Genomic DNA, 13,206 nt, shown 5'->3' with positions numbered 1-13,206 from the left:
AGAGGGGAGACTGATGTTGGGCAAGTCGGCTTCAGATTGCGTGCGATCTCCTTCCCAAATTTCAGGAACCAGAGACGCACAGTTTCATAAGAAATTTCCAAGCCTCGTTCGACCAGCAAGTCCTCAACGTCACGGTAGCTCAAAGTAAACCGGGCATATAGCCAGATCGCATGGTGGATAACCTCAGGAGGAAAACGATGGCGATTGTATGAGATTTTCTGCATGCCAAAATTATAGTGCAGCTTCAAGTACAGTGGTAGACAAAGTAAATGTGACAGTACCATTCGAAAAACGTCGGTGTTGAATTTTCACTGAAAAAATGCAGCATATGGTTACAGAAGTAGTATTAATCACTGGTGAAATCGAAGTTCATGATGCTGCGCCTATTTCAGGTCGTCATTCTTTCTTCGCGAAGTTTTGATCTGCGTGTCTTGCCATCGAAATCGCGTAATCTTTCCTGCGTGAACTCGAATGTTCGAGGGATTTTATATGGAGTGAGAAACTCAAGTAAGAACTCTCTAAGTTCATTTTCAGTGGGTGCAATGTCCCCATGTTCAGTTTCCATTATTGCATGGACACTCTGGCCAAGATCATTGTCCGGAAGCCCGATAACCACACAAGATTGAACATTTGGATGAGCCTCAAGGGCACCTTCGACCTCTGCCGGATAAATATTTGCCCCACCAGAGACGATCATATCTGTTCGCCGATCAGCTAGATAGATATATCCTTCGTGATCGACCCAGCCGATATCTCCTAGGGACTCCCATCCATCAGGCCGTCTTCTGGGAACTGCCCCAATGTAATGTGATCTTGACCCTGGCCCTGATTCCGGTAGCAGATATAGAATGACCTGCTTCCGTGAAACTGGACCGTTCTATGTGAGAATTTTCTCGTAATATGTCTGGCAGGCAACGCGAGGACGGATGATGAAGAAATCCAGGTTCAGTGAGCAGCAGATCGCCTTTATTCTGAAGCAGGCAGACGACGGTTTCAGTGTCGAGGAGGTCTGCCGGAAAGCGGGCGTTTCGCAGCAGACGTATTATATCTATGGACGGCTCTCCCGTTGCAAGCCGATTTTGACATGATCTGCATTGGTCCGTTGCAAACATCTATCCGGCGTCACCTGGTTTGTCCAGGGCGCCCAAATGGGGAATCCGCGCACACACGCCTCTACAGCTGGTAGGCCATTGAATGAAGGCCTCGATAAAAATCAGGCTCGTTGCATGCCGGTCCGACCTGTGCAGTTCATTTCTCCGTCGTCTCGCAAACCTTGGGCGGGTCTTCAGAAAGCGGCACGGTAAGGTTCACCTTTGTGCAGCACGGCCCAGATAATCCGTGCGTTCTTGTTGGCGACCGCAACCGTGGCCCGGTTGAAGCCGCGCCGCTCTCGAAGCTGATTGACCCACTGATTGTTTGGGTCGGTTTTGTTCGGTGCCGTTCGCACGACGGCTCTCGCCCCATGAACCAGCAGGCTTCTTAAATGTTGACTTCCCCGTTTGGATATTCCCATCAGCGTCGTCCGGTCGCCACTGGAGAACTGTCGTGGTACGAGGCCAACCCATGCGGCCAGGTGTCGCCCGTTTCTGAACTCCGATCCGTCACCGATGGCGGCGATGACTGCAGTCGCTGTCTTGGGGCCCACACCTTTGATTTTTGCAATGCGCTGACAGGACTCGCTCTGTCGAAAGACAGCGTCTATCTTCTTGTCGAAGCTGGCTATGCGGCGATCAAGGTCGCGGAACAGGTCATGGAGTTCAGCGATGGCTTCACGCGCCAGAGGTGTGAGCTCATTGTCGTGATCCGACAAGATCTCCGGAATGAGGCGCCGCGCCCGCGTTATTGATTTCGCCATGGCAAAGCCGCGATCGAGAAGCAGGCCCCGGATCTGGCTGACAACAGCTGTGCGGTGGTTCACCATACGCTGACGCGCGCGGTGTAACGCCTGAATGTCCTGTTGCTCAATCGACTTCTTCGGCACAGAGGGAATATGGGGCTGGCGGGCCGCTGTGCAGATTGCTTCGGCATCGTTTCCGTCGTTCTTCTGCCTTCGCACAAAAGGCTTCACATATTGCGGGCTGATAACCTTCACCTTGTGGCCGAGTTCTTCAAATTTACGGGCCCAATAAAACGCGCCGGTGCACGCCTCGACGACAATCATGCAGGGCTCAATCCGGGTAATGACCTGGAGCAACTGGTCGCGCATCACGCGCTTCTTGAACACCGCCCGTCCGGCCTTGTTCACTCCATGCAGCTGGAACACATTCTTCGCGATATCTATGCCAAGGGTTTCTATGCTCATCTCCATTCTCCTTTCGTTGCGCACATCAAGTCTGCGCTACCTGAGGGAGAGCCGTCCATCCCATTGATGGCGCAAGAAGTATGGCGGGCTTATGCCGTCTGAGGTGAAAAGGCTGAAGCAGCTCGAAGAAGAGAACGGCCGGCTCAAACGGATGGTGGCGGACCTGTCCCTGGACAAGGCGATGCTGCAGGATGTTCTGGCAAAAAAGCTGTAGCGCCTGTGGCGTGCCGACGCCTGGTTGACTATCTGCAAGGTATTTTTCAGGTTTCGATCCGCCGTGGCTGTTCTGTTCTTGGCCTGCAGAAATCGACCTACTTTTACAAGGCGCGGCGGCCGTCACAGGCAGCTTTGAGGAGGCGCATCCGGGAGATTGCGGAGACCCGCGTTCGCTATGGATATCGGCGGATTCATATCCTGTTGAAACGGTAGGGGTGGGAAGTGAATGCTAAACGGGTTTACCGGCTTTATGTGGAGGAAGGCCTGCAAATCAGGAACAAGCGACCGAAGCGAAAGGTGGCTGCCAAGCTGCGGGAAGACCGCAGGCCGCCCGAGAAGCCCAATGACGTTTGGGCGATGGACTTTCTTTCGGACCAGCTCTTTGACGGCTCCAAAATCCGCATCCTGACCATTGTGGACGCTTTCTCGAAGATCTCTCCGGCCATTGATGTCCGAACGCGCTACACAGGGGCCGATGTTGTCCGGACGCTTGAGCGAGTTACGGCCGAACACGGGATGCCAAAATCCATCCGGGTTGATCAGGGGCCGGAGTTCATCTCCAGGGATCTCGATCTCTGGGCTTACATGAACGGTGTAGTGCTCGACTTCAGCCGGCCCGGAAAGCCCACCGACAACGCTTTCGTGGAGGCATTCAACGGCAAAGTCCGGGCCGAGTGCATCGACCAGAATTGGTTCTTGTCTCTGGATGATGCCCAAGTAAAATGTGAAGCGTACCGCCACGAGTACAACACCGACCGACCGCACAGCTCAATCGGGGCCACCTGCCCTCCGATGAGTTAGAAGACGGGAAAACGCTCCAGGCAGCGGTCCAGCGTTGGGGGCAAGTCCAAGATGAAGAACAGACTAACCTTAAATCGAGGACTTTCCAGGGGTGCAGGTCAAAGCACTGGGGCAGGGGAGGTATATTCCCCTGCCCCTCAGTTGCTGAACGGCCTTGCGGTTTAGAAGTTCTTGCGAAGTGAAACGCCCCACCATCGTGGCTTGGCGTAGCTATATACAGCGTTACCCCCCGAGGCTATGAGGTCAAAGGCAAAGTTCCGACGATCCACATCGCTGATGTTGTCAACAAAGGCAGAAATTTCGAGGTCTTGGTCCGGTAGGAAATAGCTCACCCGCGCATTATGCACGAAGGATCCGGGCACAAATGTAGCAAAATTATTATCAAGCGATGCATAGCGATCATCAATGTAATCAAAACTCCACTGGAGTGTCAGAGATCCCGGGCCCACATCAAAGCTCTTGCTGGCGAGGCCATTAATTGTCCATTTTGGCGCCAGCACACCATCCTGATCCTGAACTCCTGAATAGGTCGGGATGCCTTTCAATGTTGAGTGAAGATATGAAATACCGAGGCTTAGATAAATACTGTCGTCCGGGCTGGCATTGATTTCCAGTTCACCGCCGTAGAACTCACCATCGTAATTCGCCACGATGTTCTGGAATGCGGCAAAGGTATAACCCTGGAAGTTATTATAATCGTAGTAGTAGCCGCTGACATTTAGCTGCACCATACGTTCAGCAAGGGCCATCTTTGTACCCGCTTCGTAAGCCCACACCGTTTCAGAACCATATGGTGTTTCATTGAGACCCAAGGCACCGTTTGAGTTGGTGTTAAACCCTGGACCTTTTTGACCGCGGGACGCACTTATGAAAATGAGTGTATTGTCGTCCGGTGTGTAATCAAGCTGTAGTTTGCCAGTCCAGAGATCTTTATCCAGAGAAGAGAGAGCGCCGACGGTTTCCGGGCTGAAGTCATAGTCCAGCAAGGGCAGATCATACACTGTGGTGCCGGTGCCGCCGAAATATCCATTGCCGAGTTCCAGATAGTACAGCTTGGAGTCGATGTCACGTTCGTCTTTTGTGTACCTCAAACCAAAGCTGGCTCTCACTTTCTCTGAAATCTGATATTCCAACTGCCCAAATGCAGCGTAGGACTTTGCGCCCTGATCGATAATGTTGATGTCGCTGAAGGCAAAGTCACTTCCAGACAGGCTCGGATACTCAAACGAAATATAGGAATCTTGGCTGATATTCAGGTAATAGAGACCCGCCGTCCAGACCAGCTTTTCATCTGCGCTGGTGCCAGTGGCGCGCAGTTCCTGGCTATATTGCTCAAGCTCCTGTCCAAGGCCATAAGCACAATAGTTGACTGGACCGCCATCACAGTCTTCCACATAATCAAATTCAAAGTCAGTGTAGTTTGAAATCGAGGTGACGGTTAAGTCATCGCCACTCCATTCCAGCTTCAACGTACCGGTCATTTTCTCGTTTCGGAAAAGGCCGATATTGTTGAACTCACCTGTCTGGGCGTTGGGGAAAGGATCCCGATAACCATTAAAGTCATTTCCAGGTCCGGTGCCATAGGCATCGACATCCGCAGGCAAGGGTGCCGGAGCTCCGGTTACAGGGTCTAGATATGCTACAATGCCCTTGTAATTCCCTGACTCATGTTCCGGCTTTTTATCATAAGTGATGATCAGGTTGGCAACAAGGTTTTCAGAAAGGTCGGCTTCAAGCTGGCCGCGGACGCCATAGAATTTATTTTCCATGGTGTCTTTCCCTTCGGGTAATTTGTTTTTCCACCAGCCGTCGGCATCTTCAAACCGGCCGGTGATGCGCCCGCGCACCTTGTCTGAGATCGGACCGCTGATTGCGCCTTCAAGGTTGATGCTGTTAAAACGGCCATACTCGGCAAAAGCATAACCTTCAAATTCTTCAGTCGGGCCTTTGCTGATGAAATGGGCCAGGCCGCCGCTTGATGCACGACCGAATAGGGTGCCTTGAGGGCCTCTTAGAATTTCCACCCGCTCGAGATCATAAATCGGAAACGCCGCCGCACTGGAAGACGCCAGATATACGTCGTCAATATATATAGAATTTGGTGACTCCTGAGTTGGCGAAAAATCCGACTGGGCGATGCCTCGTATGGTCAGGTTACTTGCGAGACTGCCGCTGGAGACGGAATCCAGCAATACGCCCGGCGCGACACGAAGAATATCCTTGGATTCGCGGACACCAGCCGCGTGCAACTGATCGCCGGTGCGGGCGGTAATGGAAATGCCAACGTCGTTAACGTTCTGTTCCCGCTTCTGAGCTGTAACTGTGATTTCCTCCAACAGCCGGGATTGCTGCGCAAATGCCCCCTGTGCCACCAGAATGCCCGCGCTTAGAGCGGTTAAAGTCAGTAAAGGGGTATTTGTCATTTTCCTCTCCTTGCGATGTAACTTAGTTTTTACGATTGATTAACTTTCACGAAATTTTCGCTGCATTCGCCACAATGCTGGTTCACTAGAGGAAGGTTACGGACTGCCATCGTAAATACGGCTAATAGATCACCCCTCTTAGGGAACTTGATAACGTCATTGATACTAACTCGTCGAACAACGCTAACTTCACCGTGGATTGCTCAGGTTTTATACACCGTCACATGACGGACGTTATTTAAGGCGATTATTTTTGTCAATAGGGTAATAATAACTGGGCCAATTTCCCATTTGTCGGGAAGGGCCCGGAAGCTTGAGAAGCATTGAACGGATAACCCGGTACGGGTTTTCAGAGAAGGTATGCAACTGTCTGCTATTAAATGAAAAAAACGCCTGGAAAGCTCAAATTATTGGCTAATTCTGGCTACTGGTGCAGAATATTGACAATAGCTTTACAGGTACCTCCTCAAGGTGTATCGGGCCGTGGGGCACCAGTGAATCAAAGGTAAGGCTATCAAAAGGCTCGAGGTCATATGTGTCTTCCCCGACCCGGTAGGTGAGCTTGCCCTGAATGATGTAAAGGAATTCAATTCCCGGGTGGGAAAAAGCAGGAATGACCTCGCTGGCATCATTCAAAGTGATAAGGAAAGGCTCAAAAACTTTTTCATAGCCCTTCTCATAAAACAGTAGTTGATAGGAATGGCCTTGGCTCGTCCCTCGGCCGATGACTTCGGGGCCCTGATCAGCTTTCACATATTGGGCAGTGGACCGCGGTCTGTCGTAGTCCCCAAATACTTCAGATATGGCCATTCCCAGTGCCTTGCAGATGCTCTCAAGGACATCAAGGCTTACATTGGTCTGGTTGTTTTCAATCTTGCTAAGCATGCCCTGGCTGATACCTACGAGATGGGCAACCTCACGTAATTTGATTCCTTGGGCGAGTCTTCGCCGCCTGATTTCGAATCCAACATGTCCACTAAGTTTTCCGACCATTATTCTTCCCAGTCGCCCAAATAATTTTTACCAACAGGATAGAATATTCATATCATGAATAAAATTTTCATGAAATTAAAATTCTTATTGCGGAGGGGAGTAGTCTGAATATCCTCGGGAGGTGCAGTTGATCGCAAGGAGACCACTTCATATGTCTTTAGCTCTTCTCAAGCAGGTTCTTTTCCCCTGGCAGGAGGCTATACGGTTTTTCCCGGATGAAAAGCCGTTGAGGGACTCATATGATGTGGTTGTTATTGGTGCCGGCGGTCACGGACTGGCAACCGCCTACTATCTGATCCGTGATCATGGCATCAAGGATATTGCCGTTCTTGAGCAGGGCTATATCGGTGGTGGCAACACCGGCCGCAACACTACGATTATTCGGTCGAACTACCTGACGCCAGAGGGTGTCAGGTTTTATGATGAGAGCGTCAAGCTTTATCAGGACCTGTCTGACGACCTAGATATCAACCTGTTTTATTCAACCCGCGGCCACTTTACGCTGGCGCATTCTGACAGCGCTTTGCGAACCATGCGCTGGCGGGCCGAAGTCAACAAGCATTTCGGTATTGATAGCGAGGTGTGGAACCGTGACCAGATCGCAAAAGATGTTCCGTTCCTCGACCTTGACTGTGGCGGCGAGCATCCGATCTTGGGGGCGCTCTATCATGCGCCTGGGGCCCTGGCGCGCCATGATGCTGTGGCTTGGGGCTATGGTAGGGCGGCGGCGCAACGCGGCGCGGAAATTCATCAAAAGACCCGGGTAACAGGGATAAAAACCTCTGGCGGCGCGGTGACCGGCGTCGAGACCAATCGTGGATCTATTGCTACCAATCAAGTGGTCTCTTGTGTAGCCGGTTCAACACCTCGAATTACAAAAATGCTGGATATTGAAACCCCGCTGGAGATCTACTCCCTTCAGGCGTGCGTCACCGAACCGCTCAAGCCGTTTCTGGATCGTATTATCGTGTCTGGCAGCTTACATGTCTATATCAGCCAATCTTCCCGAGGTGAACTGGTAATGGGAGCTTCCCTGGATCCCGCGCCGTTGCATTCCACCAGGTCCACGTTTGATTTTACCGAGGGCATGGCGGACATGCTTTTGGACCTGTTTCCCTTTGTTGGGGACGTGAAGCTGGTTCGCCAGTGGGCGGGTATGGCGGATATGACGCCGGATTTTGCGCCCATTATGGGGCTGACTCCTGTTGATGGCTTCTTCATCAACGGTGGCTGGGGTACCTATGGCTTCAAGGCGACCCCGATCAGCGGCAAGACGCTGGCTTACACGATCGCCAATGGCCGCGCTCATCCATTGATTGAGCCCTACGCTCTGGAGCGTTTCGCCAACCTGTCACTGGTCGGCGAAAAGGGCGCAGCGTCAGTTGGGCATTAGGGGAGGAGGCGGCATCATGAAACAGATCAAGCTTGATCGCATCGGTACCCGTCCGTTGTCAGAATTCAGCTACGGCGGAGAAGTGGTCGACGAACCTGAAGGAGACACGCTCTCTGATCGCGAATGGGCTGGCTATCTATTCAATGCGGATGGTGCTCCAGGCGTCAAACTGGAATGGTGGCGCCATGTACCGACCGGCATCTGGTACCGTCTGCGTCGCAATACCATCACCGATGAGTTCATCATTGACCAGCCCAAGGTGGAGGCAAAGGCATGACCCGACGCTTACCTCCCATTGCCGGTGAATGGATTAACCGTGAAAAACGTCTGGACTTTACTTTTGAAGGGCGGTCGGTCAGCGGCTTTGAGGGCGATAGCATCAGTGCCGCGCTGATGGCCAATGGTGAAGTAGTCCTTGGACGCAGTTTCAAATACCACCGCCCACGGTCCGTGATGAGTGCCGCGAACCATGATGTAAACGTGCTCGTCCAGACTGCTGAACGCACCAATATCAGGGCAGATGTGGAGCGCGTAGAAAGCGGCATGGCACTGATGCCGGTAAATGTCTTCGGATCGCTGAAGCGAGACCGGGCAAGCCTGTTGCAAAAATTCAAAAGATTTTTACCGGTAGGGTTTTACTACAAGGCATTTTACCGCCCTAAAGGTATGTTCCCTTTTTGGGAAAGGCGGATTCGTGCCATTGCTGGGCTGGGTCGTGTGGATACCAGTTGGCGTTCTGAACGTCCTTTCGCCACCTCTCATCATACGGATGTACTGGTTGTCGGGGGCGGCGCGAGCGGTATGTCTGCAGCGCTGTCAGCTGCCGAGGCCGGCGCTCGGGTTGTTCTCGCTGACGAAAACCCTCAACTGGGCGGCAGTCTGCACTATCAGAGTTTCTCTGACGCTAGCAGGCACAGGGCGCTGAAAAAGCTGATCGCGGCTGTTGAGGCTGAGCCCGGCATCACAATCCTGACCGGTGCCGAGGCCTGTGGCTATTATGGCCATCATCTGGTGCCGCTTGTTACCAGGGAAGGTATTACCAAGGTTCAGGCAAAGGCGGTTGTAGTTGCCACAGGTGCATTCGAGCAGCCCGCTGTCTTTGGTAATAATGATGTCCCTGGTGTGATGCTGGCGTCGGGCGCGCAACGGTTGATCGCGCGTTATGCTGTGCAGCCTTGCCAGCGTGCCGTAATTCTTACCGCCAACGAGGAGGGATATCATGCGGCGCTTGATATGCTCTCTGTTGGTCTTGAACTCGCAGCCGTTGTTGATCTGGCGGCAAGTGCCGATCGTGGGGGCGCGGCGGCAGAAATCAAGAACAAGGGTATCCCGGTTTTTGATCACTCCGCAATATATGAAACTGTTACGGGAAAGTCCGGTGTTGCCGCTATAGAAATTTGCCCTCTGGATGAGGGTGGCAACCTTGACCGCAGCAAGCGCACCCTTATTAGTGCTGATGGTGTATTGACTAGTGTTGGCTTTGCGCCTGCAGCTGCTCTCCTCTACCAGGCGGGGGTGAAATTCAGCTATGACCCCGTCCTGCATCAGTTGGTACCGGGCGACCAGCCAAAGGGCCTATATGCAGTTGGCCGGGTAAACGGTGTTTATGATCTGTCGGACAAACAGGTCGATGGAAAGGCCTGTGGCAAGCTCGCAGCGGCGGATGCGCTTGGACAAACTGTCGGTCAGCCGAAGCGGCCAGGCCGCAGCCAGACAGCGCATTCACACGAATACCCTGTATTTGAGCATGCCAAAGGCTGGAACTTTGTCGATATGGACGAGGATCTGACCCTGAAAGATCTGACCCGCGCCGCAGAAGAGGGCTTTGACAATATTGAATTGATGAAGCGTTTTTCGACCATCGGTATGGGACCAAGTCAGGGCAAGCATTCAAACATGAATGGGATCCGCATTCTGGCCCGGAAACGGAATCGCAGTATCGATGAGACCGGATCTACAACAGCGCGGCCCATGTTCCATCCGGTACCGGTCAAGGCTTTGGCCGGCCAGCGGCTGCGGCCCATGCGCCGCACTGTGCTGCATGATTTCCATGCTAGCCACGGCGCACAGTTCATGGAAGCCGGGCACTGGTTACGACCCGAGTTTTATGGCCTCGAAGCTGACCGCGGAACCGCAATATCTGCCGAGGTCGCAGCAGTCCGAAGTGGCGCCGGGCTGATCGACATTTCAACTCTTGGGAAAATCGAGATTTTCGGTGTCGATGCTGCGGAATTGATGGATAGACTTTACACCATGCGCATGTCCAATATTAATGAGGGCATGACGCGTTATGCCTTGATGGTGGATAAAACGGGCATCGTCATCGATGATGGGCTTGCGGCGCGGCTCTCTGAAAACAGGTTCTATGTTACAACGACGTCCGGCACCTCCGACAGCTCTTTTGCGGAAATGCAGAAGCGGATACTGGAGTGGGGTCTGGATGTGGATATCCTGAACCTGACAGGGCAATTGGGCGCGATCAATATCGCCGGCCCGCTATCACGGCAAGTACTGGGCCCGCTGACCGACATTGACCTTTCAGAGGAGGCTTTTCCCTTCCTCGCGGTGCGTCAGGGTCTGGTGTTCGGCGAACCGGCGCTGCTAATGCGGGCCGCCTTTGTTGGAGAGCTGAGCTATGAAATACACATGGCGCCTGCGGCGCTTGAAAAAGCGGTTGCCGCCATTATGGACACGGGAGAAAGTGTCTCCATCCGGCCCTTTGGTGTTGAGGCACAGCGGCTGCTGAGGCTCGAAAAGGGACACATCATTGTTGGTCAGGATACGGATGGTCTCACAAATCCGTTTGAGGCGGGGATGTCATGGGCGGTCCACGCCGAGAAGAATTATTTTGTTGGCAAGCGTACGCTCGAATGTCTTAAGCCGAAGAGAGCGCGCAGCCTTGTTGGTTTCACCGCGGACATCGATGAAGCCGCGTTAAAGATGGCCGAGTGCCATCTGGTGATCGCTGATGGTGACATCCGCGGCCGTATCACCAGTGTTGCCCAGAGCCGCACTATCGGCAAGGTGATTGGTCTTGCTTACGTGGATGACGGCACGGTGCGGGCCGATGGCAGCTTTCATGTCAGGATCAGTGACGGGCGGATGGTCAAGGTCAGTCGTGCCGATCTGCCTTTTTATGACCCTGACGACTCCCGTCAGAGGCTGGGCGTTGATACCCTTGATGGTGTCGCAGTGCCGGGAGAGGCTGCATGACCGGGATACCGACAATTGCGTCGCTCGACGGCTTTATCCTGTTTCATATTCGGGGCACGGCAGCGCGTGAAGCGGTGGAAGCAGTCCTGCCGGATGCACCGACCGCGGTGTTGACGGTACATGACCTGGTGGACGGCGGATTTATCGCCTGCCTCGGCAAGAAAGAATATTTTCTGCTGACACATTCCGGTCAGCCGTTGTTGCAGCCGGAACGGCGGGACAATCTGACCGTTTATGCTCGATCTGACGCCTTGTTTCTGCTGTCCGGCGATGGTGTCGAAGAATGGCTAAAGCGGACATCCTCGCTGGATTTGAGAAACAGGCCGCCGGAAGAATTTTTGATGTCACGCCTTTTGAAAATCAGTTGCTGGCTGAAAAAGGCGTCAGGCGCTCTGGGTGATGGCTATCTGATTGGGTGCGACCCAACCTACAGCCGCTATTTCACGCGGGCGTTGGAGACTTCGATGCAGTCATGTGCGGCCGGCAAGTAATGAAATCGAAATAGGGCGGGAAACAGAAACAGAGAAGGGAAAAAAGTGGTGGAACTCAAGGAAGCTCAGAAATTTTTGAAAGAAAATGACGTCAAGTTTGTAATGGCGCAGTTCGTGGACATCCATGGAACGGCGAAAACCAAGGTTGTTCCGACGTCGCACCTTGAAGATATCGTCACCGACGGCGCTGGTTTCGCTGGCGCTGCCATCTGGGGCATGAATCAGGAGCCCCACTCACCCGATTACATGGCAAGGGCCGCTCTCAGCACCCTTTGCCTCATGCCCTGGATGCCGGGTTTTGCCCGTGTTGTCTGTGTCGGCCATGTCAACGATGAACCCTACCATTATGACAGCCGTTACACACTTATGCGGCAGATCGAAGTGCTAAAGAAGCGTGGCTGGACCATGAATACGGGTATCGAGCCTGAAATGAATCTTCTCAAGCGGGACCCGGACGGCACACTGAAACAGGCTGACGAGACGGATACCCTGCAAAAACCCTGTTACGATTACAAGGGGTTGGCTCGATCCAGTGCCTTCATTGAAAAATTCGTTGGTTCCTTGCAGCAAGTTGGCTTCGATGTTTACCAAGTTGACCATGAAGATGCCAATGGACAGTTCGAAATCAACTACACCTATTCTGACTGCCTGACATCTGCGGACCGTCACGTCTTTGTCCGTATGGCAGCCAGCGAAATCGCCCATCAAATGGGGCTGATTTGTACGTTCATGCCGAAGTATGACTCAAAGCGCACCGGTTCCGGCATGCATTTGCATATTTCGATGTCCAGCGCAGAATCAAATAACATTTTCCATGATGATTCTGACGCGCGCGGATTGGGGTTGTCCAGAACCGGCTATCATTTCCTTGGTGGCATCATGAAGCATGCCAAGGCTCTGTGTGCTTTGGCGGCTCCAACGGTGAATTCCTATAAGCGGCTTATTGTCGGCACCACTCTCTCGGGCGCGACCTGGGCCCCGGCGATTATCGCCTATGGCGGTAACAACCGTTCAACGCTCGTGCGTTGTCCCTATGGCCGCCTTGAGTTTCGCATGGCGGATGGGGGCTGCAATCCCTACCTGCTGACCGCGGGGCTAATCGCAGCGGGCCTTGACGGCGTCGACAAGGAAATCGATCCGGGAGATCCCTACCACGTCAACCTGTTTGCTTGCGATTTCAAGGAAATGGGCCTGGATATTCTGCCGCAAAGTCTGGATCGGGCCCTCGATGAACTGGAAGCAGACAAGGTTCTGGCCGAACGTATGGGAGAGGGGATCATCGAGGAATTCATCAAGGTCAAGCGCCAAGAATGGCAGGACTATATGCGTCACGTCTCTGATTGGGAAGTTGATCGCTACCTAGAATTCTTCTGA

The 13,206-nt window shown here is 53.1% G+C and carries 9 protein-coding genes and 3 pseudogenes; 7 read left to right on the top strand and 5 right to left on the bottom strand.

Annotation, left to right across the window (positions count from 1 at the left end; all coding sequences use genetic code 11):
* Positions 1-8: 8 nt before the first annotated feature.
* Positions 9-224, bottom strand: a pseudogene (locus KORM41_RS22530) (IS6 family transposase); the annotation flags it as partial.
* Between the two features lie 164 nt (positions 225-388).
* Positions 389-697 (bottom strand): AMP-binding enzyme, encoded by a 309-nt coding sequence (locus KORM41_RS02810; protein WP_068144181.1) that lies wholly within the window; start codon positions 695-697, stop codon positions 389-391.
* Positions 698-929: 232 nt separating this feature from the next.
* On the opposite strand from KORM41_RS02810, the pseudogene KORM41_RS02805 reads away from it, so the two are divergent.
* A pseudogene (locus KORM41_RS02805) lies at positions 930-1,046 on the top strand (transposase); the annotation flags it as partial.
* Between the two features lie 239 nt (positions 1,047-1,285).
* Here KORM41_RS02805 and KORM41_RS02800 read toward each other — a convergent pair.
* Positions 1,286-2,302 (bottom strand): IS110 family RNA-guided transposase, encoded by a 1,017-nt coding sequence (locus KORM41_RS02800; RefSeq protein ID WP_068144179.1) that lies wholly within the window; start codon positions 2,300-2,302, stop codon positions 1,286-1,288.
* A gap of 67 nt (positions 2,303-2,369) precedes the next feature.
* Between KORM41_RS02800 and KORM41_RS22135 the strand changes: the two are divergent.
* Positions 2,370-3,319 (top strand): annotated as a pseudogene (locus KORM41_RS22135) (IS3 family transposase); the annotation flags it as partial.
* 161 nt (positions 3,320-3,480) lie between these two features.
* Here the strand turns inward: KORM41_RS22135 and KORM41_RS02785 are convergent.
* Together KORM41_RS02785 and KORM41_RS02780 are read right to left on the bottom strand one after the other, a co-directional pair.
* A complete protein-coding gene (locus tag KORM41_RS02785; RefSeq protein ID WP_068144175.1) occupies positions 3,481-5,742 on the bottom strand; it encodes a TonB-dependent receptor in 2,262 nt (753 codons plus the stop codon).
* 414 nt (positions 5,743-6,156) lie between these two features.
* A complete protein-coding gene (locus KORM41_RS02780; RefSeq protein WP_068144172.1) occupies positions 6,157-6,735 on the bottom strand; it encodes a helix-turn-helix domain-containing protein in 579 nt (192 codons plus the stop codon).
* A 151-nt stretch (positions 6,736-6,886) separates the two neighbouring features.
* On the opposite strand from KORM41_RS02780, the gene KORM41_RS02775 reads away from it, so the two are divergent.
* The 5 genes from KORM41_RS02775 to glnT are packed head-to-tail and all read left to right on the top strand — an operon-like array spanning position 6,887 to position 13,206.
* A complete protein-coding gene (locus KORM41_RS02775; RefSeq protein ID WP_068144170.1) occupies positions 6,887-8,128 on the top strand; it encodes an FAD-dependent oxidoreductase in 1,242 nt (413 codons plus the stop codon).
* A 16-nt stretch (positions 8,129-8,144) separates the two neighbouring features.
* The gene (locus tag KORM41_RS02770) at positions 8,145-8,405 is read left to right on the top strand and encodes a sarcosine oxidase subunit delta (protein WP_068144169.1); all 261 of its coding nucleotides are present in this window, start codon (positions 8,145-8,147) and stop codon (positions 8,403-8,405) included.
* Positions 8,402-11,341, top strand: coding sequence for a 2Fe-2S iron-sulfur cluster-binding protein (locus KORM41_RS22340; protein WP_068144163.1), 2,940 nt, complete (start codon positions 8,402-8,404; stop codon positions 11,339-11,341). Before KORM41_RS02770 ends, KORM41_RS22340 begins: the two co-directional genes overlap by 4 nt.
* Entirely contained in the window at positions 11,338-11,832 is a 495-nt protein-coding gene (locus KORM41_RS02760) for a hypothetical protein (protein ID WP_068144161.1), read from the top strand. Before KORM41_RS22340 ends, KORM41_RS02760 begins: the two co-directional genes overlap by 4 nt.
* A 48-nt stretch (positions 11,833-11,880) precedes the next feature.
* Positions 11,881-13,206 (top strand): type III glutamate--ammonia ligase, encoded by a 1,326-nt coding sequence (gene glnT, locus KORM41_RS02755; RefSeq protein WP_082719705.1) that lies wholly within the window; start codon positions 11,881-11,883, stop codon positions 13,204-13,206.

It is taken from the genome of Kordiimonas lipolytica, assembly GCF_001550065.1.
The sequence above is the reverse complement of the archived record's forward strand: the minus strand, read 5'-3'. Positions and strand labels throughout refer to the sequence as shown.